This window comes from Streptomyces sp. NPDC016851 (assembly GCF_055562795.1).
Genome location: NZ_JBVHEP010000033.1, coordinates 28,720 through 54,956, shown reverse-complemented (window position 1 = coordinate 54,956; position 26,237 = coordinate 28,720). Strand labels below are relative to the sequence as shown.

Sequence of the window (26,237 nt, the reverse complement as noted above, 5' to 3'; positions counted from 1 at the left end):
CCCCGGCTACGGCCGGGGGCCCTTCCGCGTCAGGTCACGCCATCCAGCGGTCGGGTCACGCCATCCAGCGGTCCGGCCGCGCGTCCCTGCGTCCCGTCCGTGACCGCTCCGCCTGTGCCGCCAGCAGCTCGCGTGCCTCGGCCGCGTCCCGCAGCCTCGCCGTGACCGTCTTGTTCGCGCCCGTGTCCACACACACGTCGGCCACGCCCCTGGCCCGCTCCCACGGCCCCTGCGTCATCCGTACGCTCTGCACCTTCGCGTGCGGCACCAGTGCGAGGCTGCGCCGCAGCAGCCCGGACCGCGCCGCGAACACCGCGTCCGTGACGGCGAGCCCGTACCCGCGCCACCACACCGGCACGCACCACCGGGCCCGGCGCGGCGACGGCGACAGGGCCGCCTGCTCCGGCACGGTCACCCCGGGCAGCACGCGCGCGACGACCACCTCCGCGATCTCGCGCGGGGCGACCGGCACCAGCACCGAGTTGGAGGACCCCGCCACGTCCAGCTCCACGCGCACCCAGCCGCGCCGCCGCCACAGCAGCGGCTCCACGATCCGCACGGTCTGCACCCGCCCCGGCGGAACCGTCTCATGGGACCGGTCCAGCAGGCCGTGGTCGATGCGCAGCCCGTCGGGCGACTCGGCCACCGTCCAGTCGTACTCGCTGACGAACCGCCCCACGCTGCTCGCACCCGCCGCGCCCAGCAGCGGCAGGGCGACGGCCAGGACGGTCCACACGCTCTCGGTGGCCAGCCACAGCACCGGCGGCACGACGAGCGCCGCGGCCAGCGACCCCCAGGTCGCCCCGCTGAGCAGCAGTGACACGGCGAGGACGCCGGGCGGCACCCGGAGCATCTGCCGGGACGGCGCCTCCCCGACCTCGTGCGCGGTCTCGGGCGCGAATCCCGCAGCCCGGGCGAGCAGTTCGGCCCGCAGCGCACGCGCCTCGTCCGCGCCCAGGAAGGCCAGCTCGTCCTTCTTGTCGGTGCCTATGACGTCGAGTTTGAGCTTGGCGACGCCCGCGACCCGCGCGAGCAGCGGCTGGGTGACGTCGATGGCCTGGATCCGCTCCAGCCTGATGTGCGCGGTGCGGCGGAAGAAGAGGCCGGTGCGGATGCGCAGTTCGGTCTCGGTCACCGCGAAGTGCGTGAACCACCAGGAGCAGAAGCCGTACAGGGCCGCGGCCGGGATGAGCACGGCGAGGCCGATGAGGAGCGTGGTCGTGGTCAGCCGGGTCAGATGGCGCTGCGCCCCGTCCGGGTCGTGCACGGCCCAGCCGATGAGGACGGCGACGGGGGCCCAGGCCCGCCTCAGCGGCGTGACGGGGTGCAGCCGCCGCTCGACGATCCCTTTCCCGGCCTCGGCGGGTTCGGCGGCCTCAGCGGCGTCGGGCGCTGTCACAGCCCCGCCGATCGGGCCTCGCCCAGCTCGGTGAGCCGGTCGCGCAGCCGTTCGGCCTCGGCCGGGTCCAGACCCGGGATCGTCGCGTCGGTCGCCGCGGCGGCCGTGTGCAGCTGCACGCTGGCCAGCCCGAAGTGCCGCTCCACGGGACCGGAGGTGACCTCGACCAGCTGCATCCGCCCGTAGGGCACGACCGTCTCCTCGCGCCACAGCACACCGCGGCTGATCAGCAGGTCGTCGGCGCGCTCGGCGTACCGCCAGGAGCGCCAGTTGCGCTCCAGCATCACCCAGCCCCAGGCCATCAGCGCCAGCGGCGGCAGCGCGAAGGCGGCCCAGGCCGGTCCGGCCATCAGGCCTGGCACCAGCCCGGCCGCCAGGCTGATCAGCCCCAGCCACACCACCAGCAGCAACCGCCGCATCTTCAGCAGCCCGGGCGGCAGCGCGATCCACACCGGCCCGTCCTCGACGGCCCCCGCCGCGCTCTCTGTCCCCGTCTGCCCCGTGTCCTGCGGGCTCCCCGTCTCCATGAGGCCAGCGTACGTAGGAGAGACTGTGTCCATGACTCCTACGTCGGAGACCATGGTCGGAATCGGCGGCGCCGCGGAGAGCACCGACATGGTGCTCAACATCGGGCCGCAGCACCCGTCCACGCACGGTGTACTGCGGCTGAAGCTCGTGCTGGACGGCGAGCGCATCACGCATGCGGAGCCCGTGATCGGCTATATGCACCGCGGCGCGGAGAAGCTGTTCGAGGCGCGCGACTACCGCCAGATCATCATGCTCGCCAACCGCCACGACTGGCTGTCGGCCTTCTCCAACGAGCTGGGCGTGGTGCTCGCCGTGGAGCGGATGCTCGGCATGGAGGTCCCCGAGCGCGCGGTGTGGCTGCGTACGCTGCTCGCCGAGCTGAACCGGGTGCTCAACCACCTGATGTTCCTCGGCTCGTACCCGCTGGAGCTCGGCGGGATCACCCCGATCTTCTACGCCTTCCGGGAGCGCGAGGAGCTCCAGCACGTCATGGAGGAGGTCTCCGGCGGGCGGATGCACTACATGTTCAACCGCGTGGGCGGCCTCAAGGAGGACCTGCCGGCCGGCTGGACCACGCGCGCGCGTGCCGCCGTCGCCGACGTCCGTTCCCGGATGGACCGGTTCGACGACCTGGTGCTCGGCAACGAGATCTTCCGGGGCCGCACCCGCGGCGTGGGCACGCTCTCGCCGGAGGCCGTGCACGCGTACGGGGTGAGCGGGCCGATCGGCCGGGCCTCGGGCGTCGACTTCGACCTGCGCCGGGACGAGCCGTACCTCGCCTACGGGGAGCTGGGCGACGTCCTGAAGGTGGTGACCCGGCAGGAGGGCGACTGCCTCGCCCGCTTCGAGTGCCTCCTGGAGCAGACGCACAACGCGCTGAACCTGGCCGACGCCTGCCTCGACCGGCTCGCCGAGCTGCCGCCCGGGCCGGTCAACCAGCGGCTCCCCAAGGTCCTGAAGGCACCCGAGGGCCACACGTACGCCTGGACCGAGAACCCCCTCGGCATCAACGGCTACTACCTGGTCAGCAAGGGCGACAAGACCCCGTACCGGCTGAAGCTGCGCTCGGCCTCGTACAACAACATCCAGGTGCTGACGGAGCTGCTGCCGGGGACGCTGGTCGCGGACATGGTGGCGATCCTGGGGTCGATGTTCTTCGTCGTGGGCGACATCGACAAGTAGCGTCCCGGGCCCTGCGAAGAGCGTCCGTGCCCTGCCCTAGAGCGGGTCCTCGATCCCGACCGGCTGCACCAGCCACCCGAAGTCGCCGAGGCCCCCCGCCGCGGTGAGCTCCGCGGCCTCTCCGGCGCTCGCGAGGGCGCGTACGTAGGCGGCGGGGTCGGTGGACGCCAGCGTGAGCGGGGGGCGTGCGCCGGTCACGCCGAGGGTGCGCAGTGCCTCGCGCTGCGGGAGCAGCCGCCCGCCGGGCAGCGCGCACGCGTCGAGGGCCACATGGGCCGTGATGTCGCAGGAGCCGTCCGGCACGGCCGCCGTCTCGCGGCCCTCCCGGAAGCCGGTGAGCGTCCCGAACGGCGGCCGCGTGTCCGCCGTGTGCGCGTAGTCCACGGCGACCGCGAGCCCCCGGTCGACCGTGGCGACCGCCGAGGCCCAGGCCTCGTCCCTGGGCAGGCCGATCTCGGCCCGCAGCCCCGTCTCACCGGGCAGCGGCCACCAGCGCGCCAGCCACCGCGCCTGCGCCCCGTCGACCGGCTCCCCGAGCCGTTCGGCCCCGTCCTCCCGGACCAGCACCAGCCGCGCCACGCCCGCGGAGTCCACCTCGGCGACCTCCACCGGTACGTTGTCCAGCCACTCGTTGGCGAACAGCAGCCCGCTCACGCCCTGCGGCGGCTCGGCCAGCCACTCGATCCGGTGATCCAGGCCCGCGGGCCGCCCGGCGACTTCGACGGCGCACGCGCGCGTGCGGGCCGCGACGTCGGCCGGGAGCGCGGCGAGCACCCCGGCGGCCAGCTCGCCGCGCCCGGCCGCCATGTCGACGAAGTCCAGCGTCGCGGGCCCTCCCAGCGTCTCGTCGACCCGGCACAGCAGCTCCGCCACCGCCCCTGCGAACAGCGGCGACGCGTGCACGGACGTACGGAAGTGCCCGGCCGGCCCCTCGGCCCGCCGGTAGAAACCCTCCGGCCCGTACAGGGCGTCCTGAGCCGCCGCACGCCACCCGCGCCACCGGGGCCCCTCCGGTCCCTCGCCCCTCGTCACTGCTGTCACGGGGCCAGGCTATGCGGACACAACGAACGCAACTCCACCTTGCGGAGTACACGCGCCCGGTGCGGATCGGCCCTCCGGTTGACCCCTGCACCTATCCCGCTTCCCTACGCTGGGTTACGTGCAGCGCCTCTATGACTTCCTCCGCAGGCACCCGATGTGGGTCGACGGCTCGTGGGCCGTGGTCCTCCTCGGGATTTCCGTGGTCGGCGGAGCGTCGGGCGGATTCGGCTCCCCGGCCGTCGCCGTTCCGCTCTCGCTGCTGTTGTGCCTGGTGGTCGCGCTGCGCCGCCGCATGCCGGAGAAGATGCTGCTGCTCGCGACCGCGGTCGGTGTGGCCCAGCTGATCACCGATGTCGAGATGGGCCCTCACGACTTCGCCATGCTGGTGATCGTCTACACGGTCGCCGCGGAGGGCGCGCGCTGGGCCTCCCGTTTCGCGCTGGTCGCCGGCCTGTGCGCGGCCCCCGTCGCCCACCTGCGCTGGCCGAGCGACCAGACGAGTGCCGCGACCGGCATCGCCGCGGCGGTCTTCATGACCGTGCCCTTCGCCCTCGCCTGGGTGCTCGGCGACTCCATCCGCACCCGCCGCGCCTACTTCGCGCAGCTGGAGGAGCGGGCCGCCCGCCTGGAGAGGGAGCGCGAGGCACAGTCCAAGGTCGCCGTCGCCGCCGAACGCGCCCGCATCGCCCGCGAGTTGCACGACGTCGTCGCGCACAACGTCTCGGTGATGGTGGTGCAGGCCGACGGCGCCGCCTACGTCCTCGACGCCGCCCCCGACCAGGCGAAGAAGGCCCTGGAGACCATCTCCTCCACCGGCCGTCAGGCCCTCGCCGAGATGCGCCGCCTGCTCGGCGTGCTGCGCACCGGGGAGCACGAGGAGGGCGGCGAGTACGTGCCGCAGCCCGACGTCCAGCAGATCGAGGACCTCGTCGAGCAGTGCCGCGGGCACGGACTGCCCGTCGACTTCAAGGTCGAGGGCACCCCCCGCCCGCTGCCCAGCGGCGTCGAGCTCACCGCCTACCGCATCGTGCAGGAGGCGCTCACCAACACCCGCAAGCACGGCGGGCCCAACGCGGGCGCGAGCGTGCGCCTGGTCTACTTCGACGACGGCCTCGGCCTGCTCGTCGAGGACGACGGCAAGGGCGCCCCGCACGAGCTGTACGAGGAGGGCGGGTTCGACGGCCAGGGCCACGGCCTGATCGGCATGCGCGAACGGGTCGGCATGGTCGGCGGCACCCTGGACGCCGGCCCGCGCCCGGGCGGAGGATTCCGCATCAGTGCCCTGCTGCCGCTCAAACCCGCCGGCTGACCACGGCACACGCCCCTCGCTGACACCTGTAACGCTCCCACCTGCAAAGCTCCCACCTGTAACGCTCCCACCTTCAACAGAGACTGGAAGAGGCTCCGATGACGATCCGCGTGATGCTCGTCGACGACCAGGTGCTGCTGCGCACCGGTTTCCGGATGGTGCTCGCCGCCCAGCCGGACATGGAGGTCGTGGCGGAGGCGGGCGACGGCGTCGAGGCCCTCCAGGTGCTGCGCTCGACCGAGGTCGACGTGGTGCTGATGGACGTGCGCATGCCGAAGCTGGACGGAGTGGAGGCGACCCGCCGGATCTGCTCGGACACCGACCCGCCGAAGGTGCTCATCCTGACCACGTTCGACCTCGACGAGTACGCCTTCTCGGGCCTGAAGGCGGGCGCCTCCGGCTTCATGCTCAAGGACGTGCCGCCCGGGGAGCTCCTCGCCGCGATCCGCTCCGTGCACAGCGGGGACGCGGTCGTCGCCCCCTCCACCACCCGGCGGCTCCTGGACCGCTTCGCGCCGATGCTGCCGAGCACCGCGAAGGAGCCCCAGCACCAGGAGCTGGAGCGGCTCACCGGACGCGAGCGCGAGGTCATGGTGCTGGTCGCGCAGGGCCTGTCCAACGGCGAGATCGCGGCCCGGCTCGTGCTGTCCGAGGCGACCGTGAAGACACACGTGGGCCGCATCCTGACCAAGCTCGGCCTCAGGGACCGGGTGCAGGTGGTGGTGCTCGCCTACGAGACGGGGCTGGTGCGGGCCGGCGGGCACGCCTGAGCCGTCCGCCAGGTCGCTGCTATCTGAGGATCCCCTCCAGGAACTCGCTGCCGAGCCGGGCCACCACCGTCACGTCCAGCTGGTGCAGGACGTAGCGCCCGCGGCGGCGGGTGGTGATCAGGCCCGCCTTCTTCAGCACGGCCAGATGCCGGGATATCTCCGGGGCCGTCATGCCGTGCCCCTGCGCCAGCTCACCGGTGGTGTACGCGCTGCGGGCCAGATGGCGGCAGATGCGCATGCGCACGGGGTGGGACAGCGCGGTCATGCGCAGGGCCAGCTGCTCCAGCGTGGGCGGGGCGGCGATCTCCGGGGAGCCGACCGGGTAGTGCAGCACCGGCTGCCAGCCGTACCGGTGCAGGACCGCCAGATGGGGCCAGCCCAGGCTCGTCGGGACGAGCAGCAGGCCGCCGTCGCCCGTCGTCGTACGGCCCTCGCCCAGCTTGTCGACCGCGATGTCGGCGGCGGCCTCGTCGAGCGTCAACGCCGGGGACACCGCGGCGAGCGCCTCGGCCAGGCCCTTGTGCCTGAGCAGGTCCGTCTTGTGGCGGGCGTCCGCTGCCAGCTGGTGGCGCAGCCGGGCCCAGGCCTCCCCGAAGAACGCCTCGCCGCAGTCCTGGAGGAACTGCCGCAGCCAGGCCCGGATCCTGGGCGGGTCGGCCAGCAGCCGCTCGCTGAACCGCAGCTGCCGCGGCCCGCGCGCGGCGGCCAGGTCCAGCGACCGGCGGCGCAGCTCCGGGTCGGTCAGCGCGGTGGGCCCGCACGAGCCGTACCCGACGGCACAGGTGAACTCCAGAGCCGCGTCCACGAACTGCTCGTCCGTCAGCTTGTCCAGCAGGTCCAGTTCCTCGGCGAGCGTGGCGCCCGGCAGGGTGCTGCGGCCCGGGAGGCCGGCGAAGGGCATGAACAGGTCCGAGAACGTCGTCCGCCACAGGAAGTCGGCCTCGCACATCCGGTCGGCCAGATGCGGGTCGAGCCGGGCGGTCACCCCCGTCACCCAGCCCTGCAGGCCCGGGTGGTGTCCCGGCTCGGACAGCGCGTGCAGCGCCATGCCCAGCTCGGCCAGGGGCGCGGGCACGACGGCGACCCCTCCGGCCTCAACCCGGCGATGTCGATGTGCACGCTCATGACCACATGGTGCACCCCGCCACTGACAACGCACCGCTCGATTGACGGGCCTCGTCAATCGACGCGACGTCGCCCCCGGCACGGGCGCACGGTGGGACCACGGGGGCAGCCGCGGAGCCTTCGGGCCTCCATCACCCCGTCCCGCAGAGGCGATCCACCATGAGCATCACGCAGCAGTACCTCCTCGACAGCTACCGCGCCCACTCCCTCGGGGAGCCCGCCCCGCCCGCGCCGGGCACGCACGACTGGCAGGTCGTACGGGAGTGGCGCGACGAACGGCAGTTCCGGGCGGTCCTCGCCGGGCGCCCGGCCCGCCGGCGGAAGCGGATCCGGCACACCCTGGGCCGGTGGCTGCTGCCCTCCAGTCGCCGCGCTACCGGCTGATCGGTCCGGGCAGCCGGGCGACGAAGTCGGTGACGGCCGTCTTCACGTCCTCGGCGGTCCACTCGAGACCGGCGGCCCGCACCTGCACCTCCGTGCGGGCCAGGCCCGGGCCGCCGCGGTCCCAGGCGAAGGAGAACAGGACGGTGCCGGTCTCCTCGGCCGTCCGCACCGCCGCCTCCGAGAGGACGTCGGCGTCGTAGGGCAGCCACACCTGGAAGTCGTGGGTGTGCGGCACCTCCGGGTGCACGCGCGCCCACGGCACCCCGGCCGCCGCGAACCCCTCGCGCAGGGCGGCGGCGACCACGCGCGCGTGGGCGACGAACTCCGGCAGCCGGGGCAGTTGCCGCTCCAGCCCGGCCAGCGCCGACAGGGCCGCCGGGAACTGCTGGAAGACCAGGCCGCCGTACCGGTGCCGCCAGGCCTTCGCCTCCTCCACGAGCTCCCCCGGCCCGGCGAGCGCCGCACCGCCGAAGCCCTCGAGGGACTTGTAGAACGACACGTAGACGCTGTCGGCCAGGCCCGCGATCTCCTCCAGGGAGCGGCCGAAGTGGACCGTGGACTCCCACAGGCGGGCCCCGTCGAAGTGCACCACCGCGTCACGCTCCCGGGCTGCTGCTACCACCTCGGTGAGCTCCTCCCAGGAGGGCAGCACGAAACCGGCGTCCCGCAAGGGCAGTTCCAGCATCAGCGCGCCGAAGGGCTCCTCGAAGTCGCGCACCTCGGCGGCGGTGGGCAGCCGCGGCTCGCCCGTCACGCGCACCGGGCGCAGGCCGCCGACCTCGCTGAACGCGTTCCGCTCGTGCACCTCGGGATGGCTGAGCGCGTGCAGGGCGACGGTCGGGTTGCCGGTGCGGCCCGCCCAGCAGCGCAGCGCCACCTGCTGCGCCATCGTGCCCGTCGGGAAGAACGCGGCGGCCTCGGTGCCGAGCAGCCCGGCGACCTTCGTCTCCAGCGCCTCGACGACGCCGTCGCCGTACACGTCGGACCGCTCGTCCAGGTCGTACAGGTCCTGCACCCCGTCCAGCTCCGCCAGCCGCTCCCGGAGCGTCTTGTGGAAGGCGAAGCGCGCGAACACGCGCTGTGCGCCGCGGTGGGCGGCAAGGCGCCGCTCACGGAGCTGTGACCTCCGGTCCTCGTCCGAGAGTTGCCCGGTCGCCTGCTCGTCCTGTTCTGCCTGTCCTGCTTGTTCCGCCGTGTCACTCATGGCCCGGATCATCCCGCGCGCGGGTGCGGCCGGGCACCCGGATTTCCGTACGCCCGTGCACGGGTTCCCGTACGCCCGTGCCCGTGTGTGATGCACACCCTGTGGACAACCGAACGCCCCTCGAACCGATCGCGTTAACATGACGAGAAATCGTCCGGTACCCGGAGCGGACTGGAACGGGAAGGCCGCCGTCGAGTGAACACAACCCCACAGCCAGACCCCAGAGACCGCCCCGCGCGGCTCACCGTCGGCGTCGTCGGCGCCGGCCGCGTGGGACCCGCACTGGCCGCGTCCCTCCAGCTCGCCGGGCACCGCCCGGTCGCCGTCTCCGCGGTCTCGGAGGTCTCCCGGCGCCGCGCCGCGCAACTGCTGCCGGACGTGCCGGTGATGCCGCCCGCCGAGGTCCTCCAGCGGTCCGAGCTGGTCCTGCTGACGGTCCCGGACGACGCCCTGCCCGAGCTGGTCGCGGGCCTCGCCGACACCGGGTCCGTACGGCCGGGACAACTGCTCGTCCACACCTCCGGGCGGTACGGCGCGCGGGTCCTCGACCCCGCCCTGCGCGCGGGCGCCCTGCCGCTGGCCCTGCACCCGGCGATGACCTTCACCGGCACGCCCGTGGACGTCCAGCGGCTGGCCGGCTGCTCCTTCGGCGTCACCGCGCCCGAGGAGCTGCGGCTGGCCGCCGAGGCCCTGGTCATCGAGATGGGCGGCGAGCCGGAGTGGATCGCCGAGGAGAACCGGCCGCTCTACCACGCGGCCCTCGCGCTCGGCGCCAACCACCTGGTCACCCTGGTCGCCCAGTCCCTGGAGCTGCTGCGCACGGCCGGTGTCTCGGCCCCCGACCGGATGCTCGGCCCGCTGCTCGGCGCGGCCCTGGACAACGCCCTGCGCTCCGGCGACGCGGCCCTCACCGGCCCGGTGGCGCGCGGCGACGCGGGCACGGTCGCCGCGCATGTCGCCGAGCTGCGGCGGCACGCCCCGCAGGCCGTCGACGGCTATCTGGCGATGGCCCGCGCGACCGCCGACCGGGCCCTGGCCCACGGTCTGCTGAAGCCGGAGCTCGCCGAGGACCTCCTCGGGGTACTCGCCAACGGGACCGACGGCACCGAAGGGGACGCCCGATGACCACGACCCTGCTCAGCACCGCCGCCGAACTGCACGCACGCGCGCGTGCGGGCCGCCGCGCCGTGGTGATGACCATGGGCGCGCTGCACGAGGGCCACGCCACGCTGATCCGCACCGCGCGAGCCCTCGCCGGACCCGACGGCGAAGTCGTCGTCACCGTCTTCGTCAACCCGCTCCAGTTCGGCGCGGGCGAAGACCTCGACCGCTATCCGCGCACCCTCGACGCCGACGTGAAGCTGGCCGGGGAGTCGGGCGCCGACGTCGTGTTCGCCCCGGCCGTCGACGAGGTCTACCCCGGCGGCGAGCCCCAGGTCCGCATCACCGCGGGCCCCATGGGCGAGCGGCTGGAGGGCGCCTCCCGCCCGGGCCATTTCGACGGCATGCTCACGGTCGTCGCCAAGCTGCTGCACCTCACCCGCCCCGACATCGCCCTGTACGGCCAGAAGGACGCCCAGCAGCTCGCCCTGATCCGCCGCATGGTGCGGGACCTGAACTTCGGCGTGGAGATCGTCGGCGTCCCCACGGTCCGCGAGGAGGACGGCCTGGCCCTGTCCAGCCGCAACCGCTACCTCTCGCCCGCCGAGCGGCGCACCGCCCTCGCGCTGTCCGGCGCCCTGTTCGCGGGTCAGGACCGGCACGCCGCGCAGGAGGCCCTGCGCGCCCGGGCCCGCGAGGTGCCCGCCACGCGCGCGCGTGCCGAGGCCCTCAGCGCCATAGGCGAGTCCCGTGCGGCAGCGGACGCGCACGCCGTCGCGACGGCCGTCCCGGGCAGCCCGGCCGCCGTCCGCGCGGCCGCCCGCCAGGTCCTCGACGAGGCCGCCCGCCTCGACCCGCCGCTCGTGCTGGACTACCTCGCCCTGGTCGACCCGTCCGACTTCACCGAGATCGGGGACGACTTCACCGGCGAGGCGGTCCTCGCCGTCGCCGCCCGGGTCGGGACGACCCGGCTGATCGACAACGTTCCCCTCACCTTCGGAGCCGCCTCGTGACCAGCACAGGCATACGACTGCACGCGCCCGCCCCCGGGTGGTCCCTCTCCGCGGACGTGGTCGTCGTCGGCTCCGGCGTCGCCGGCCTCACCGCCGCCCTGCGCTGCGAGGCGGCCGGCCTCACCACCGTCGTCGTCACCAAGGCCCGCCTGGACGACGGCTCCACCCGCTGGGCCCAGGGCGGCATCGCCGCGGCCCTCGGCGACGGCGACACCCCCGAACAGCACCTGGACGACACCCTGGTCGCGGGCGCGGGCCTGTGCGACGAGGAAGCGGTCCGCATCCTCGTCACCGAGGGCCCCGACGCCGTACGCCGCCTCATCGAGACCGGCGCGCACTTCGACGAGTCGTCCGAAGGACAACTGGAACTCACCCGCGAGGGCGGCCACCACCGCCGCCGCATCGCCCACGCCGGCGGCGACGCCACCGGTGCCGAGATCTCCAGGGCCCTGGTCGAAGCGGTACGCGCGCGGGGCATGCGCACGGTCGAGAACGCGCTCGTCCTGGACCTCCTCACGGACGCCGAGGGCCGCACGGCGGGCGTGACCCTGCACGTCATGGGCGAGGGCCAGCACGACGGCGTGGGCGCGGTCCACGCCCCCGCGGTGGTCCTGGCGACCGGCGGCATGGGCCAGGTCTTCTCGGCGACGACCAACCCGTCGGTCTCCACGGGCGACGGCGTGGCCCTGGCGCTGCGCGCGGGCGCCGAGGTGAGCGACCTGGAGTTCGTCCAGTTCCACCCGACGGTCCTCTTCCTGGGCTCCGACGCGGAGGGCCAGCAGCCCCTGGTCTCCGAGGCGGTCCGCGGCGAGGGCGCCCACCTGGTCGACGCCGACGGCGTGCGCTTCATGCAGGGGCAGCACGAACTGGCCGAACTCGCCCCGCGGGACATCGTCGCCAAGGGCATCACGCGCCGCATGCAGGAGCAGGACGCCGAGCACATGTTCCTCGACGCCCGGCACTTCGGCGCCGACATGTGGGAACACCGCTTCCCGACGATCCTCGCCGCCTGCCGCGCCCACGGCATCGACCCGGTCACCGAGCCCATCCCGGTCGCCCCGGCCGCCCACTACGCCTCCGGCGGCGTCCGCACCGACTCCCGGGGCCGTACGACCGTCCCCGGCCTGTACGCGTGCGGCGAGGTCGCCTGCACCGGCGTGCACGGCGCCAACCGCCTGGCCTCCAACTCCCTCCTCGAAGGCCTCGTCTACGCCGAGCGCATCGCGGCCGACATCGCCGCGAACGGCCTCGAAGCGCGCGTGCCGCAGCCGCTGCCGCACCCGGAGACCCCCGAGCACCCGCTGCTCACCCCGGAGGCCCGCTTCACGATCCAGCGGATCATGACGAACGGGGCCGGTGTCCTGCGCTCGGCGGAATCCCTCACCAAGGCCGCCGACCAGCTGCAGCAGCTGCACACCGACGCCCGCGACGCCCTCGCCGAGAACGGCAAGACGGCCGAGGCCGGCGTCGACACCTGGGAGGCCACCAACCTGCTGTGCGTGGCCCGCGTCCTGGTCGCCGCGGCCCGGCTGCGCGAGGAGACCCGGGGCTGCCACTGGCGCGAGGACCACTCCGAGCGCGACGACACCACCTGGCGGCGCCACATCGTCGTACGCCTGAACCCCGACCGCACGCTGGCCGTGCACACCACGGACACCACACACTTCCCTACGACCCTCCCGCCCCAGGCCCCCCAGGAGCAGTGACCGACGTGAGCACCCCCGACCTTCCCCTCGCCTCGTCCGGAGGCTGCGGCGACGGCTGCGCCTGCGGCGCGGACGAGGAGGCATACCTGGAGTGCGGGCTGGACCCCGCGCTCGCCCAGCTCCTGGCCGACGCCGGCCTCGACCCCGTCGAGGTCGAGGACATCGCCAACGTGGCCCTCCAGGAGGACCTGGCCCACGGCGTGGACGTGACGACGGTGGCGACGATCCCCGAGGACGCGGTGTCCACGGCCGACTTCACGGCCCGCGAGGCGGGCGTCGTGGCCGGCCTGCGCATCGCCGAAGCGGTCATCTCGGTCGTCTGCGAGGAGGAGCTCGAGATCGAGCGCCACGCGGAGGACGGCGACCGCGTCGAGGCGGGCCAGAAGCTCCTGTCGGTCACCACCCGCACCCGCGACCTCCTCACGGCCGAGCGAAGCGCACTGAACATCCTGTGCCGCCTGTCGGGCATCGCGACGGCCACGCGCGCGTGGGCGGACGCCCTGGCCGGCACGAAGGCCAAGGTCCGCGACACCCGCAAGACGACACCGGGCCTGCGCTCCCTGGAGAAGTACGCGGTCCGCTGCGGCGGCGGCGTCAACCACCGCATGTCCCTCTCGGACGCGGCCCTCGTCAAGGACAACCACGTGGTCGCCGCGGGCGGCGTCGCCGAGGCCTTCAAGGCGGTCCGCGAACGCTTCCCCGACGTCCCCGTCGAGGTCGAGGTCGACACCCTGCACCAGCTCCGCGAGGTCCTGGACGCCGGCGCCGACCTGATCCTCCTGGACAACTTCACGCCGGGCGAGTGCGAGGAGGCGGTCGCCCTCGTCCAGGGCCGCGCCGCCCTGGAGGCCTCGGGCCGCCTCACCCTCGACAACGCCAAGGCCTACGCGGACACCGGCGTCGACTACCTGGCCGTCGGAGCCCTCACCCACTCCTCGCCGATCCTGGACATCGGCCTGGACCTGCGGCCGGCGGAGTAGGGAGCGGGTACGGGCCATGCTGCTGACGATCGACGTAGGCAACACGCACACCGTCCTGGGCCTGTTCGACGGCGAGGACATCGTCGAACACTGGCGCATCTCCACGGACGCGCGCCGCACCGCGGACGAACTGGCGGTCCTTCTCCAGGGCCTGATGGGCATGCACCCGCTCCTCGGGGACGAACTGGGCGACGGCATCGACGGCATCGCCATCTGCGCGACCGTCCCCTCGGTCCTGCACGAGCTCCGCGAGGTGACGCGCCGCTACTACGGCGACGTCCCGGCGGTCCTGGTCGAACCGGGCGTCAAGACGGGCGTGCCGATCCTCATGGACAACCCCAAGGAGGTCGGCGCGGACCGCATCATCAACGCGGTCGCGGCGGTCGAGCTCTACGGCGGCCCCGCGATCGTCGTCGACTTCGGCACGGCGACGACGTTCGACGCGGTCAGCGCGCGCGGCGAGTACGTCGGCGGGGTCATCGCCCCCGGCATCGAGATCTCCGTCGAGGCCCTCGGCGTCCGCGGCGCCCAGCTCCGCAAGATCGAGGTGGCCCGGCCGCGCAGCGTCATCGGCAAGAACACGGTCGAGGCGATGCAGTCGGGCATCATCTACGGCTTCGCCGGCCAGGTCGACGGGGTCGTCAACCGCGTGGCCCGCGAGCTGTCGGAGGACCCGGAGGATGTCACGGTCATCGCGACAGGGGGTCTGGCACCGATGGTTCTGGGCGAGTCCTCGGTCATCGACGAGCACGAGCCGTGGCTGACGCTGATCGGCTTGCGACTGGTGTACGAGCGGAACGTGTCACGTATGTGACGGCGCGCTGTTGCTGGGGCCGGGTGGGTGCGCAGCCCGGCGTGGCGGGGTGCCGCTGCGCCCACCCGTGCCGCCCCAGCGGCACGACTGCCCGCAGCTAGACGGACCCGCACCCGCCTACGGCGAGCAGGGGACGTGTCGGGGGGTGTCCGCCCGCAGCGGTTGGCGCGTCAACGCCGGTTAGTCGGTGTCTGACCCCATCGCGCCGTTCCGAGGACGGACACCCCCCGGCGCGGCCCCGACCCACCAGCCCGCCGCAGGCGACCGCGCCCCCGCCCACCCGGGTGGTCCCCCACGCCACACCCGCCCGATATGCGGGGATTGTCTGATTAGCGCGTATCGTCGCAGCATGCCCACGCCATATGGATCCCGCGGCGGCATGGCGTTCGGCGTGGAGGAGCTGCGTGTGCTCCGCCGCGCTCTCGCCCTCGCCCTTCACCCCACCTCCGCCTCGGCCGACGACGTCCAGGACTGCCTCCGCCTCGCAGAGTCGCTCGACGAGGCGATGCGGGAGGGAGCCAGGCTGCGTGCCTTCCTCGTGGCCGACCTCGGCCGGTATCGCGCCGCCCTCCCCGGCACCGCCGCCGGCTACCTCACGCTCCTGGACGAGGCACTGGGCGCCGGATACCGCCCTCAGCCGGACGACATCGCCGCACTCGGCGCCCTGCGCGGCAACCCCACCGCGGCCGCCCTCCTGGACCGCTGTCATCGGCTCACGGACCAGCAGCAGCAACCCGGACGCGCCACCCGCCCGCACATCCCCTCGCCGCTCGCCCAACCGCTCGCCCAACCGGCCGCCCGACCCACCGCTCCCACCGTCCCCGCCTCCCGCACGCGCCTCCGTCTCCTGCCCCTCCCCGGCGGCCTCTCCACCGTCGCCGAGGACACCCCGGAAAAGCAGCCCGAGAAGAAGCCCGCACGGAAGCCGGCGGCTCCGAAGCCAGCCCCCAAGCCCGCCCCGGCCCCCGCCCCGGGCACCCCGAAACCCGGCCGCCCGATCCCCACCCCGGGCGAGGTCTTCCCGCGCCGCAAGCCCACCCCGCCGCCGCCCCCGGGCAACCCCCAGCAGCTCGCCGCGGGCTGACGTGGCTACTCTGGATCCATGGACTACGTCTCCGCGCTCCTGCCCCCGGTCGTCATGGCCATCTTCTTCATCGGCGTGATCCGGGTGATCGTGAAGACACAGGGCGGCGCCAACAAGGCCAAGGAGGACGCGGCCGTCGACGCCGCCCTCGCGCGCGTGGAGGGCGCCCGGCAGTCCTCCGTGACGCCCCCGAAGGCCGAAGCCTGACCCGACCGCTGCCGCCCCCCCCGGGGCGCAGCGCTCCTGCGGCGTACGACTCCGTGCGGCCGGCCCCCGGCGAGGCCCGCACTTTCGAGTCGTACGCCCTTTTTGCTCCCGTTCGCCGGTGAAGCGCACGTCCGCCACGCCATTACCCAGATCTCCCACTATTGTTCTGAGGTGTGCCTCGCCCATTGGGAGAACTCGAAGACGCGGTCATGTCGCGGGTGTGGAAGTGGAACCGCCCGGTGACCGTTCGAGAAGTCCTGGAAGATCTTCAGAAGGAGCGGTCCATCGCGTACACCACCGTGATGACCGTTTTGGACAATCTCCATCAGAAGGGCTGGGTGCGCCGCGAGGCGGAAGGCCGCGCCTATCGATATGAGGCGGTCTCCACACGCGCCGCCTACGCCGCCGCCCTGATGAACGACGCCTGGTCGCAGAGCGACAACCCCGCCGCGGCTCTCGTCGCCTTCTTCGGCATGATGAGCGAGGAACAGCGAGAGACTCTCCGCGATGCCGTACGCATCGCCCAGGTCCCGGAAACCCAGAAACCGACCGGACCGTCGGAACTGGCCCAACCGCCGGAACGAACCGAACCCCCGGAACGAACGGAACCGCCGGAGAACCCCGCCTCTGCTCAGGACCCTGGCGGGCGATAGCGTCCCGTCATGTCCGCGAAGAGCTCTGAAGCCCCCGCAAAAGCCATCACCGTCCGCCGGGCACGTACCAGCGATGTTCCGGCCGTGCGCCGCCTCCTCGACGCCTACGTCCGCGGCGGCATCCTGCTCGACAAAGCGACGGTGACGCTTTACGAGGACATCCAGGAGTTCTGGGTCGCGGAACGGGACGACAACGCCGAGGTCGTCGGCTGCGGCGCGCTGCACGTGATGTGGGAAGACCTCGCCGAAGTCCGCACTCTCGCCGTGAAGCCCGGCCTGAAGGGCGCGGGCGTCGGACACCAGTTGCTGGAGAAGTTGCTCCACACCGCCCGCTGGCTCGGCGTTCGCCGTGTTTTCTGTCTGACCTTCGAAGTGGACTTCTTCGCCAAGCACGGCTTCGTGGAGATCGGCGAGACGCCCGTCGACACGGATGTCTACGCGGAGCTGCTGCGTTCCTATGACGAGGGTGTCGCGGAGTTCCTCGGACTCGAACGAGTGAAACCGAACACCTTGGGCAACAGCCGGATGCTTCTGCATCTGTGATCACCAGGGCGGACACACAAGCCAGTTGCAAGCCGGTCGCAAGAGGCGGGTGCCCTATGTCCGAAACGCGCACGTTTTCGGACGGGGGCGGGGCTGCCGGTCTCTGCCGAGGGTTTGTGTTTTTCCGGCAAAAGCGGTTTGCTTTCCGAGGTACTGCAGTACTGCATATAACAGGGGACGGTGATACGGCGGACGCCGGCACACCCCGGCCCTGAAGATATCGATGAAAGGAAATCCGGTGGCACAGAAGGTTCAGGTCCTTCTTGTCGACGACCTCGACGGCGGCGAGGCGGACGAGACCGTCACGTTCGCGCTGGACGGCAAGACGTACGAGATCGATCTCACCACCGCTAATGCGGACAAGCTCCGCGGCCTTCTCGAGCCTTACGTGAAGGGCGGTCGTCGTACCGGAGGCCGTGCCTCGGGCGGGCGCGGAAAGGCGCGTGCGGCTTCGAGCGGCAGCCAGGACACCGCGGCCATCCGCGCCTGGGCGAAGGAGAACGGCTACGAGGTCAACGACCGCGGCCGTGTTCCGGCGACCATCCGCGAGGCCTACGAGAAGGCCAACGGCTGAACAGCGGTACTACCGGCCCTGCGCGCGCGAGACCGACGGCTGGGCAGACGCGCGCCGCAGCCGGACCCGGTGGCACTGTGTGGCCACGGTGTTCACCAGCCGTACGAGATCGGGGGCGTCTCCACCGCCCCCCAACGCCGACAGCGTCGGCAGCGAGGCCTCGACCTCGCATCCCGGCTCGGGGGGCCGCAGCCACATGGCGGCCCCCTGGGAACCGAACCGGCCCAGGGGAAGCGGCCGGCCACGACAGAAGCCGGACTCGGGGGACAACGCGCCGTCCGCCTCGTGAGCCGACGGCGCGGCCCCCTGGCGGTCCCACGCGGTCCTCGACGCGGTGAACGCCGCACCGCCCTCACAGGGCAGCCCCCCGCCCCTCCCGTCAGGCACCGCCCCACCCGCCTCGCGCGCCATCGAGCCGCCCGCTTCGCGGAAGCACGGCGTACCTGTGCCGCAGGGCGGCCCCCCGCCCGCCTCGTGGGGCAGCGACCTGCTGCGCTCGCGCCGCAGGGGATCGCCCGCCTCGGGGTGGGGCAGCGAATCGGTCTCGTTGGGCAGCGGCGTGCCGTTCTCGCGCCGCAGGGGATCGCCCGCCTCGGGGTGGGGCAGCGAATCGGTCTCGTTGGGCAGCGGCGTGCCGTTCTCGCGCCGCAGGGGATCGCCCGCCTCGGGGTGGGGCAGCGAATCGGTCTCGTTGGGCAGCGGCGTGCCGTTCTCGCGTTGCAGGGAGTCGCCCGCTTCGGGGTGGGGCAGCGAATCGGTCTCGTAGGGCGGCGGCCTGCCGCGCTCGCGCCGCAGTGGACCGCCCACCTCGCGGAGCCTCAGCGCATCCGTCTCGCAGGGCAACACCCCGTCCCCCTCGCCCGCCCCCGAGCCACCCGCCCCACGTAAGAACCACGGGTCCGCCCCCTGCGGCGGCACCTCGCCGCCCGCTGGCCCCAGGCGCAGCCGCGCGCCCCTGTCGCACGCCGGCGGCGGATCCAGCCACGGCGGCCGCGGCGCCTCCATCGTGCCCGTTCCGATCGCCGCCAGGTCGAGCGGCAGTGTTCCCCACTCCAGCCACTCCAGCAGCCCGGGCAGTTCCTCCGCCGTGCCCGCCGCCACCAGGAATCGCATCCGGTCGCCGAGCAGGGCCACCGGAGCGCCCGGAGGCAGGCGCCGCAGGGCCGCGTGGCCCGCCTCGGCCGGCACGTCCAGGACGTCGTAGCGCACCCCCACCACCAGCCGCAGAGGATCGCCGGGCACCGTCGGCCATCCCAGTTCGTTCTCGTACCACCGCCGGACCCGACAGCTCGCGTCGAGCGGCCGACGGGGGAGTGGGGCGGAGCGAGGGGCGCCGAACATGCCAAGTGCAACAGCCGGAAGGACGTGCGGGTTACGCTGGGTGGCGTCACGAGTGCACATAGTGGCCAAATGGGGGCGTGTGGGGGGTGCGGGGAGGCGCAAGGTTGTTCGCCCGTAGCGGAGGGAAGGGGGGCGCTCGGCATGGACTTCGGGTCCGTGCGGGTAAGACATCCCTAGTGGGAGGGGGCGACACGCAGGAAAGGCTGTCTCACGTTCGCCATGGGCGTACTGACGAAGGGGGTAACTGCCTGGCCTGCGGGAACATCGTCTCGCACCATCGGGTTGGAGCAGATGTCGGCGTTCGGGGTCAGGAGGCCAAGGACGGTGTCGGCAGTTGGAATGAGCGGTCCCCGCTTGCGGGACTAAGCTGCGGAAGGACAGGGAGGGGAAGTTCCCCCCACTGCCTGACCGCTCTGAGGAGCGATTAACGATGTTCGAGAGGTTCACCGACCGCGCGCGGCGGGTTGTCGTCCTGGCTCAGGAAGAAGCCCGGATGCTCAACCACAACTACATCGGCACTGAACACATCCTCCTGGGCCTGATCCACGAGGGTGAAGGTGTCGCCGCCAAGGCCCTTGAGAGCCTCGGGATTTCGCTCGAGGCGGTCCGCCAGCAGGTGGAGGAGATCATCGGGCAGGGCCAGCAGGCCCCGTCGGGTCACATCCCCTTCACCCCCCGTGCCAAGAAGGTCCTGGAGCTGTCGCTCCGCGAGGCCCTTCAGCTGGGCCACAACTACATCGGCACGGAGCACATCCTGCTCGGCCTGATCCGCGAGGGCGAGGGCGTCGCCGCCCAGGTCCTGGTCAAGCTGGGCGCAGATCTGAACCGCGTGCGGCAGCAGGTGATCCAGCTGCTCTCCGGTTACCAGGGCAAGGAGACCGCCACCGCCGGCGGTCCTGCCGAGGGCACGCCCTCCACGTCCCTGGTCCTCGACCAGTTCGGCCGGAACCTCACCCAGGCCGCTCGTGAGTCCAAGCTCGACCCGGTCATCGGGCGCGAGAAGGAGATCGAGCGGGTCATGCAGGTGCTGTCCCGCCGTACGAAGAACAACCCGGTCCTGATCGGTGAGCCCGGCGTCGGCAAGACCGCCGTCGTCGAGGGCCTCGCCCAGGCCATCGTCAAGGGCGAGGTGCCCGAGACCCTCAAGGACAAGCACCTCTACACCCTGGACCTCGGCGCGCTGGTCGCCGGCTCCCGCTACCGCGGTGACTTCGAGGAGCGCCTGAAGAAGGTCCTCAAGGAGATCCGCACCCGCGGCGACATCATCCTGTTCATCGACGAGCTGCACACGCTGGTCGGTGCGGGTGCCGCCGAGGGCGCCATCGACGCGGCTTCGATCCTGAAGCCGATGCTGGCCCGCGGTGAGCTGCAGACCATCGGTGCGACCACGCTGGACGAGTACCGCAAGCACCTGGAGAAGGACGCGGCCCTCGAGCGCCGCTTCCAGCCCATCCAGGTCGCTGAGCCGTCCCTGCCGCACACGATCGAGATCCTCAAGGGTCTGCGTGACCGCTACGAGGCGCACCACCGCGTCTCCATCACGGACGAGGCGCTGGTCCAGGCCGCCACCCTGGCCGACCGGTACATCTCGGACCGCTTCCTGCCGGACAAGGCGATCGACCTGATCGACGAGGCCGGATCGAGGATGCGCATCCGCCGGATGACCGCGCCGCCGGACCTGCGCGAGTTCGACGAGAAGATCGCCGGTGTCCGCCGCGACAAGGAGTCCGCGATCGACTCGCAGGACTTCGAGAAGGCCGCCTCCCTCCGCGACAAGGAGAAGCAGCTCCTGGCCGCCAAGGCCAAGCGGGAGAAGGAGTGGAAGGCCGGCGACATGGACGTCGTCGCCGAGGTCGACGGCGAGCTGATCGCCGAGGTCCTCGCCACGGCCACGGGCATCCCGGTCTTCAAGCTGACCGAGGAGGAGTCCTCCCGCCTGCTGCGCATGGAGGACGAGCTCCACAAGCGGGTCATCGGCCAGAACGACGCCGTCAAGGCGCTGTCGAAGGCGATCCGCCGTACGCGTGCCGGTCTGAAGGACCCGAAGCGTCCCGGTGGCTCGTTCATCTTCGCCGGCCCGTCCGGTGTCGGTAAGACGGAGCTGTCCAAGGCGCTCGCCGAGTTCCTCTTCGGTGACGAGGACGCGCTGATCTCCCTCGACATGTCGGAGTTCAGCGAGAAGCACACGGTGTCGCGTCTCTTCGGTTCGCCCCCCGGTTACGTGGGCTACGAGGAGGGCGGCCAGCTGACGGAGAAGGTCCGCCGCAAGCCGTTCTCGGTCGTCCTCTTCGACGAGGTCGAGAAGGCCCACCCGGACATCTTCAACTCGCTGCTGCAGATCCTGGAGGACGGTCGCCTGACCGACTCCCAGGGCCGGGTCGTGGACTTCAAGAACACGGTCATCATCATGACGACCAACCTCGGCACCCGGGACATCTCCAAGGGCTTCAACCTGGGCTTCGCGGCCTCGGGTGACACGAAGACCAACTACGAGCGCATGAAGAACAAGGTCTCGGACGAGCTCAAGCAGCACTTCCGGCCCGAGTTCCTCAACCGCGTCGACGACGTGGTCGTGTTCCCGCAGCTGACCCAGGACGACATCCTGCGGATCGTCGACCTGATGATCACCAAGGTGGACGAGCGCCTGAAGGACCGGGACATGGGCATCGAGCTCGCCCAGTCCGCCAAGGAGCTCCTCGCCAAGAAGGGCTACGACCCCGTGATGGGCGCCCGGCCGCTGCGCCGGACGATCCAGCGCGAGATCGAGGACAGCCTGTCGGAGAAGATCCTCTTCGGCGAGCTGCGCCCCGGTCACATCGTGGTCGTGGACACCGAGGGCGAGGGCGAGACCAAGACCTTCACCTTCCGGGGTGAGGAGAAGTCGGCCCTGCCGGACGTCCCGCCGATCGAGCAGGCGGCCGGTGGCACCGGACCGAACCTGAGCAAGGACGTGTAAGCGTCACGGTCGAGTGAGAGGGGCCGGTGCTGAAAAGCACCGGCCCCTTTTCCATGCCCCGAGGGCGGACGAGCTCCGCTGCCCCGCGACGCCCTACGACAGCTGCCCGTCGTAGTCGGGCAGCTTGAACGTCTTCTCGGCGTGGCCGCCGGAGAGGTCGGTGGCGCTGTTGCCGATGTTCGCGATGATCGTGTAGCCCTTCTTCTCGACGTCGACACGCTGGGCCGTCTTGTACTCGGCGACGTTCTTGAAGAGGTCGATGAAGTTCCGGACGTAGAGGCCGGAGACCTGGTAGCCGGTCTGCTTGAGGTTGTACTCGGTGAACGAGTAGATGATGCCCGGCCGGGCGGTCACGAAGAACAGGGCGACACCGCGCTCCTGGGCGTATCTCGCGGCCTCCAGGACCGGCTTGTTGGCCGGCTGCGGGTAGCTGAAGCCGAAGTCGGTCTCCAGCGTGGTGTTGTCGATGTCGAAGACGATCGCCTGCTTCTCGCCCGGCTTGGCGGCCGCGATCCGCTGCTTCAGATAGGGCAGAGCCTGGTCCATCACCGCCTGGCAGTCCTTCTGCCAGGTCGTGTAGTCGACGTCTGCGGCGGCGGCCGTGGTGACCGCGGTGGCGGCACCTGCGGGGGCCGCGGCGTCGGCCGGTGCGGCCATCGCCACGAGGGCGGCTGCCGAGACTGCGGTCACTGATGCGCGGCGCAACCAGGGGCGGCGGGTCTGCATGTCGTGGGGGTCCTCTCACGTCCGTGACGCTGCCAACATGTCGTGTGCATGTTCGTAGGCGAGGGTGGCGCGAGGGGAACCGTAGGGTTACCGGACGGTAGGTGCATAGAGGCGTGCGCCACATTTCCGGAATGGCCGAAGAGGCTCCCCGGTGACATGCCGCACAGGCGATATGTCCGTTACTAGGCGGAATAGTGCTGAACGGATCCAGAGGAAAGGGATTCTTGGCCCATGAAGCGCGCGGAAGTGCGGCGTAGTGCCCTGATTCGTCCCGAATGAGCGTCATGTCAAGAGACGTAGAACACTGGACGAAGTTACTAACTTAGGCCGTAGATCACGCTTTTGGGAGTTTGTCGGACTTCGGGTTACCAAGGGATGGCCATTCGGCGAGCGACTGTGCGCCGGGTGGTTTTCACCGTCCCCTTCCCCATGAGGTTTCGATGTCCCAGCGCGTCACGTCCCGTTCTTCCCGTACGTCCCAGCTCCGCACCCGTGCGACCGTGCTGGCCGCCGGCCTCGGTGTCTCGGTCGCACTGGGAGCAGGGGTCGCGTCCGCCGCCGACACCACGGCCGCGTCCGGTGCCGCCGGTGCCGTGCAGGCGCAGGCCGCCGCCCAGGCCAAGGCCGCCAAGGCCGCGGCCGTGAAGGCCGAGAAGGCAGCCCAGGCCGCCGCCGCGAAGCAGGCCGCCGCGAAGAAGGCGGCCGCCGCCAAGAAGGCCGCCGTGCAGAAGGCCGCCAAGAAGGCCACGCCGTCCTGGGTCGACCCGGTGAAGAAGTACAAGCTCTCCGCGAGCTTCGCCCAGAACGGCGGCATGTGGCAGTCCACCCACAGCGGGCAGGACTTCGCCGTGCCGAGCGGCACCCAGGTCGTCGCCGCCCACGGTGGCACCGTCGTCAAGGCCGGCGGCAATGGCGCCGGTGACGGTCCCGCGTACGGCAACGCCGTCGTGATCAAGCACGGCAACGGCACGTACTCGCAGTACGCCCACCTGTCGACGGTCAAGGTGAGGATCGGCCAGGTCGTCAAGACCGGCCAGGAGATCGCCCGGTCCGGCAACACCGGCAACTCCAGCGGTCCGCACCTGCACTTCGAGATCCGTACGACCCCGAACTACGGCTCGGCGGTCGACCCGGTGAAGTTCCTGCGCACCAAGGGCGTCAAGGTCTGACGACCGCAGGCGGCCCGGGTCCGCTAGGAGCCCCGAGTGCCCTCGTGGGCCTGGGTCACCAGGTCCGTGGCGACCTCGAGGACGGCTTTGTTCTTGTCCTCGGGGTCGCCTTCCAGGTCCTGGAGCAGGAACATCCCGGCGTGCAGCGTGAAGATCGCGCTGACGCAGCGCACCTGGTCGACCATGTCGGCGTCCGGGTCGATGATGATGTCGCGCAGGGCGCGGATGCGCTCCTTGAAGGAGTCGCCGATCCGCAGTTCCCGCACCGTCGCCTGGTTGTCGTGCATAAAGCGGAACAGCGGCGTGGCGCCGGCCAGGGTCTGCGCGTAACGGCGGATGATCTCCTGCTTGGTGTCGAGCGTGTGCGGCTGCTGCCGCCCCCACTCGATCAGTTCCTCGATCGGCTTCGTGAGGTCCTCGAAGATGCTGACGAGGATCTCTTCCTTCGTCTTGAAGTGGTAGTAGAGCGCCGCCTTGGTGACCTCCAGGCGTTCCGCGATCTCGCGCAGGGAGGTCTTCTCGTAGCCCTGCTCCGCGAAGAGTTCGAGGGCCACGTCCTGGATGCGCTGGCGGGTGTCCCCGCGGCGCCGCTGCCTGGTGCCGTCCATGGTGCCGCCCATCCTCCTACGCCGCTCCCTTTCCATAAAACTTACTTGACGCCCGGCTAGTTCCGCGGCTAGCTTCCGAGTGTAGTCACTAGCCGGTCGGCAAGTAAGTAGCGGTAGCTGGGGGAGTGGGAAAGCAATGGCGGACACGACGGACACACCGGCGGTCGGCGCCGACACCGGGGGGAAACAGCCGAGGAGCGTGCGGGTCGTCCTGCTCGCACTGATGATCGCGATGATGCTCGCGATGCTCGACAACATGATCATCGGTACGGCGATGCCGACGATCGTCGGTGAGCTGGGCGGGCTCGAGCACCTCTCGTGGGTGGTCACCGCCTACACGCTCGCGACCGCGGCCTCCACGCCCCTGTGGGGCAAGCTCGGCGACATGTACGGCCGCAAGGGCACGTTCATGACGTCGATCGTCCTGTTCCTGATCGGCTCCGCGCTCAGCGGCATGGCCCAGAACATGGGCGAGCTGATCGGCTTCCGTGCCGTCCAGGGCCTCGGCGCCGGCGGTCTTATGGTCGGCGTCATGGCGATCATCGGAGACCTGATCCCGCCCCGGGAACGCGGCAAGTACCAGGGCATGATGGCCGGCGTCATGGCGCTGGCGATGATCGGCGGCCCGCTGGTCGGCGGCACGATCACCGACCACTGGGGCTGGCGCTGGGCTTTCTACATCAACCTGCCGCTCGGCGTGGTCGCGCTGGCCGCCATCAGCGTGGTGCTGCACCTGCCGAAGAAGCGTTCCGAGGCGCGGATCGACTACCTGGGCGCCGCCCTGCTGACCGTCGGCATCACCGCGATCGTCCTCGTCACCACCTGGGGCGGCACGGAGTACGCCTGGAGCTCCGCGCGGATCATGGAGCTGATCGGCATCGGTGTCGCCGCGCTCGTCGGGTTCGTGTTCTGGCAGACCAGGGCGGCCGAGCCGGTGGTGCCGCTGCACATCTTCCGCAGCCGCAACTTCACGCTGATGTCGATCATCGGCTTCATCACCGGGTTCGTGATGTTCGGGGCGACGCTGTTCCTGCCGCTGTACCAGCAGTCCGTGCAGGGCGCCTCCGCGACGAACTCCGGGCTGCTGCTCCTGCCGATGCTCGGCGCGATGCTGGTGACCTCGATGGTCGCCGGCCGGGTCACCACGAACACCGGCCGGTACAAGGTGTTCCCGATCGTCGGCAGCGTCCTGATGACCGTCGGTCTGTACCTGCTGTCCACGATGGACACGGGGACCTCGCGGTTCACGTCCGGCGTCTTCATGGCCGTGGTCGGCTTCGGCATGGGCTGCCTGATGCAGATCACCATGCTGGTCGCGCAGAACAGCGTGGAGATGAAGGACATGGGCGTCGCGTCCTCGTCCACCACCCTCTTCCGCACCCTCGGCTCCTCCTTCGGCGTCGCGATCATGGGCGCGCTGTTCAACAACCGCGTCCAGGACGTCATGGCCGAGCGCGGCGGTGCGCTGGGCTCCAAGGTCACCGAGCAGTCGGCGCAGCTCGACGCCAAGGGCCTGGAGAAGCTTCCGGTACTGGTCCGGGAGGCGTACCAGCACGCGGTCTCCGCCGGCACGCACTCGGCGTTCCTGCTGGGAGCCGTGGTGGCGGTGTTCGCCCTGGTGGCGGCCGTGTTCGTCAAGGAGGTCCCGCTCAAGGGGGCGGGCCCGAAGACGGACGACGGGCCGGACGCGCCGGCGTCGCAGCCGCCCGTGGCGGAGACCGTCTGACCGACCGCACGACGAAGGCCCCCGGGATGGGAGAACCCCCGGGGGCCTTCGTCATGCGGTCGGTCGCACAGGCCTCGCTGTCAGACCCTCGTGC

General features: G+C 71.5%; 23 protein-coding genes and 3 pseudogenes. 17 read left to right on the top strand and 9 right to left on the bottom strand.

Annotation, left to right across the window (positions count from 1 at the left end):
• Positions 1-55: 55 nt before the first annotated feature.
• Both ACZ3I3_RS36840 and ACZ3I3_RS36835 read right to left on the bottom strand, forming a co-directional pair.
• A complete protein-coding gene (locus ACZ3I3_RS36840; protein WP_467372145.1) occupies positions 56-1,399 on the bottom strand; it encodes a PH domain-containing protein in 1,344 nt (447 codons plus the stop codon).
• Positions 1,396-1,926 (bottom strand): PH domain-containing protein, encoded by a 531-nt coding sequence (locus ACZ3I3_RS36835; protein ID WP_467372144.1) that lies wholly within the window; start codon positions 1,924-1,926, stop codon positions 1,396-1,398. The genes ACZ3I3_RS36840 and ACZ3I3_RS36835 overlap by 4 nt, the downstream gene beginning before the upstream one ends.
• 31 nt (positions 1,927-1,957) lie before the next feature.
• Here ACZ3I3_RS36835 and ACZ3I3_RS36830 point away from each other — a divergent pair, with 31 nt between their 5' ends.
• The gene (locus tag ACZ3I3_RS36830; protein WP_467372143.1) at positions 1,958-3,109 is read left to right on the top strand and encodes an NADH-quinone oxidoreductase subunit D; all 1,152 of its coding nucleotides are present in this window, start codon (positions 1,958-1,960) and stop codon (positions 3,107-3,109) included.
• A gap of 36 nt (positions 3,110-3,145) precedes the next feature.
• Here the strand turns inward: ACZ3I3_RS36830 and ACZ3I3_RS36825 are convergent, their stop codons facing one another.
• Entirely contained in the window at positions 3,146-4,150 is a 1,005-nt protein-coding gene (locus ACZ3I3_RS36825) for an SAM-dependent methyltransferase (RefSeq protein WP_467372142.1), read from the bottom strand.
• Positions 4,151-4,268: 118 nt separating this feature from the next.
• Between ACZ3I3_RS36825 and ACZ3I3_RS36820 the strand changes: the two genes are divergently transcribed.
• Positions 4,269-5,459, top strand: a complete 1,191-nt coding sequence (locus ACZ3I3_RS36820; RefSeq protein WP_467372141.1) for a sensor histidine kinase — start codon at positions 4,269-4,271, stop codon at positions 5,457-5,459.
• 98 nt (positions 5,460-5,557) lie between these two features.
• A complete protein-coding gene (locus tag ACZ3I3_RS36815; protein ID WP_399415654.1) occupies positions 5,558-6,229 on the top strand; it encodes a response regulator transcription factor in 672 nt (223 codons plus the stop codon).
• A 19-nt stretch (positions 6,230-6,248) separates the two neighbouring features.
• Here the strand turns inward: ACZ3I3_RS36815 and ACZ3I3_RS36810 are convergent.
• A pseudogene (locus ACZ3I3_RS36810) lies at positions 6,249-7,354 on the bottom strand (DUF5937 family protein).
• A gap of 159 nt (positions 7,355-7,513) precedes the next feature.
• Here ACZ3I3_RS36810 and ACZ3I3_RS36805 point away from each other — a divergent pair.
• Positions 7,514-7,738 (top strand): hypothetical protein, encoded by a 225-nt coding sequence (locus ACZ3I3_RS36805; protein ID WP_467372140.1) that lies wholly within the window; start codon positions 7,514-7,516, stop codon positions 7,736-7,738.
• Here the strand turns inward: ACZ3I3_RS36805 and ACZ3I3_RS36800 are convergent.
• Positions 7,728-8,942 (bottom strand): threonine aldolase family protein, encoded by a 1,215-nt coding sequence (locus tag ACZ3I3_RS36800; RefSeq protein ID WP_467372139.1) that lies wholly within the window; start codon positions 8,940-8,942, stop codon positions 7,728-7,730. The genes ACZ3I3_RS36805 and ACZ3I3_RS36800 overlap by 11 nt on opposite strands.
• A gap of 195 nt (positions 8,943-9,137) precedes the next feature.
• Here ACZ3I3_RS36800 and ACZ3I3_RS36795 point away from each other — a divergent pair, with 195 nt between their 5' ends.
• The 10 genes from ACZ3I3_RS36795 to ACZ3I3_RS36750 all read left to right on the top strand — a co-directional run bounded on the left by ACZ3I3_RS36795 (position 9,138) and on the right by ACZ3I3_RS36750 (position 17,617).
• Positions 9,138-10,067 carry a Rossmann-like and DUF2520 domain-containing protein gene (locus tag ACZ3I3_RS36795; RefSeq protein WP_467372138.1) on the top strand — a complete coding sequence of 310 codons (930 nt, stop codon included), beginning with the start codon at positions 9,138-9,140 and terminating at the stop codon, positions 10,065-10,067.
• Positions 10,064-11,056, top strand: coding sequence for a pantoate--beta-alanine ligase (gene panC / locus ACZ3I3_RS36790; protein WP_467372137.1), 993 nt, complete (start codon positions 10,064-10,066; stop codon positions 11,054-11,056). Before ACZ3I3_RS36795 ends, panC begins: the two co-directional genes overlap by 4 nt.
• Positions 11,053-12,762: an L-aspartate oxidase gene (locus ACZ3I3_RS36785; RefSeq protein ID WP_467372136.1), complete on the top strand. Its 1,710-nt coding sequence runs from the start codon at positions 11,053-11,055 to the stop codon at positions 12,760-12,762. The genes panC and ACZ3I3_RS36785 overlap by 4 nt, the downstream gene beginning before the upstream one ends.
• A 5-nt stretch (positions 12,763-12,767) precedes the next feature.
• Positions 12,768-13,742 carry a carboxylating nicotinate-nucleotide diphosphorylase gene (gene nadC / locus ACZ3I3_RS36780; RefSeq protein WP_467372135.1) on the top strand — a complete coding sequence of 325 codons (975 nt, stop codon included), beginning with the start codon at positions 12,768-12,770 and terminating at the stop codon, positions 13,740-13,742.
• 16 nt (positions 13,743-13,758) lie between these two features.
• Positions 13,759-14,556, top strand: coding sequence for a type III pantothenate kinase (locus ACZ3I3_RS36775; RefSeq protein ID WP_306965004.1), 798 nt, complete (start codon positions 13,759-13,761; stop codon positions 14,554-14,556).
• A 379-nt stretch (positions 14,557-14,935) separates the two neighbouring features.
• Positions 14,936-15,640 (top strand): hypothetical protein, encoded by a 705-nt coding sequence (locus ACZ3I3_RS36770; RefSeq protein WP_467372183.1) that lies wholly within the window; start codon positions 14,936-14,938, stop codon positions 15,638-15,640.
• An 18-nt stretch (positions 15,641-15,658) separates the two neighbouring features.
• Positions 15,659-15,847, top strand: coding sequence for a hypothetical protein (locus ACZ3I3_RS36765; RefSeq protein WP_467372134.1), 189 nt, complete (start codon positions 15,659-15,661; stop codon positions 15,845-15,847).
• A gap of 209 nt (positions 15,848-16,056) precedes the next feature.
• Positions 16,057-16,500 (top strand): BlaI/MecI/CopY family transcriptional regulator, encoded by a 444-nt coding sequence (locus ACZ3I3_RS36760; RefSeq protein WP_467372182.1) that lies wholly within the window; start codon positions 16,057-16,059, stop codon positions 16,498-16,500.
• Positions 16,501-16,509: 9 nt separating this feature from the next.
• Positions 16,510-17,043 (top strand): amino-acid N-acetyltransferase, encoded by a 534-nt coding sequence (locus ACZ3I3_RS36755; RefSeq protein ID WP_356922576.1) that lies wholly within the window; start codon positions 16,510-16,512, stop codon positions 17,041-17,043.
• Positions 17,044-17,281: 238 nt separating this feature from the next.
• Positions 17,282-17,617, top strand: a complete 336-nt coding sequence (locus ACZ3I3_RS36750; RefSeq protein ID WP_010048839.1) for a histone-like nucleoid-structuring protein Lsr2 — start codon at positions 17,282-17,284, stop codon at positions 17,615-17,617.
• 9 nt (positions 17,618-17,626) lie between these two features.
• Here the strand turns inward: ACZ3I3_RS36750 and ACZ3I3_RS36745 are convergent.
• Positions 17,627-17,854: pseudogene (locus tag ACZ3I3_RS36745) on the bottom strand (SCO3374 family protein); the annotation flags it as partial.
• A 654-nt stretch (positions 17,855-18,508) separates the two neighbouring features.
• A pseudogene (locus tag ACZ3I3_RS36740) lies at positions 18,509-18,958 on the bottom strand (SCO3374 family protein); the annotation flags it as partial.
• 430 nt (positions 18,959-19,388) lie between these two features.
• Between ACZ3I3_RS36740 and ACZ3I3_RS36735 the strand changes: the two are divergent.
• Positions 19,389-21,914 carry an ATP-dependent Clp protease ATP-binding subunit gene (locus tag ACZ3I3_RS36735; RefSeq protein WP_399415663.1) on the top strand — a complete coding sequence of 842 codons (2,526 nt, stop codon included), beginning with the start codon at positions 19,389-19,391 and terminating at the stop codon, positions 21,912-21,914.
• Positions 21,915-22,007: 93 nt separating this feature from the next.
• On the opposite strand, the gene ACZ3I3_RS36730 is transcribed toward ACZ3I3_RS36735, so the two are convergent.
• On the bottom strand, positions 22,008-22,640 hold the full coding sequence (locus ACZ3I3_RS36730; RefSeq protein ID WP_467372133.1) for an HAD family acid phosphatase: 633 nt from the start codon (positions 22,638-22,640) through the stop codon (positions 22,008-22,010).
• Positions 22,641-23,080: 440 nt separating this feature from the next.
• Here ACZ3I3_RS36730 and ACZ3I3_RS36725 point away from each other — a divergent pair, with 440 nt between their 5' ends.
• Complete coding sequence (locus ACZ3I3_RS36725) at positions 23,081-23,809, top strand: M23 family metallopeptidase (RefSeq protein ID WP_467372132.1); 729 nt, start codon at positions 23,081-23,083, stop codon at positions 23,807-23,809.
• A gap of 23 nt (positions 23,810-23,832) precedes the next feature.
• On the opposite strand, the gene ACZ3I3_RS36720 is transcribed toward ACZ3I3_RS36725, so the two are convergent.
• A complete protein-coding gene (locus tag ACZ3I3_RS36720; RefSeq protein WP_467372131.1) occupies positions 23,833-24,429 on the bottom strand; it encodes a TetR/AcrR family transcriptional regulator in 597 nt (198 codons plus the stop codon).
• Between the two features lie 124 nt (positions 24,430-24,553).
• Between ACZ3I3_RS36720 and ACZ3I3_RS36715 the strand changes: the two genes are divergently transcribed.
• Positions 24,554-26,143 (top strand): MDR family MFS transporter, encoded by a 1,590-nt coding sequence (locus tag ACZ3I3_RS36715; RefSeq protein ID WP_467372130.1) that lies wholly within the window; start codon positions 24,554-24,556, stop codon positions 26,141-26,143.
• Positions 26,144-26,237 lie beyond the last annotated feature (94 nt).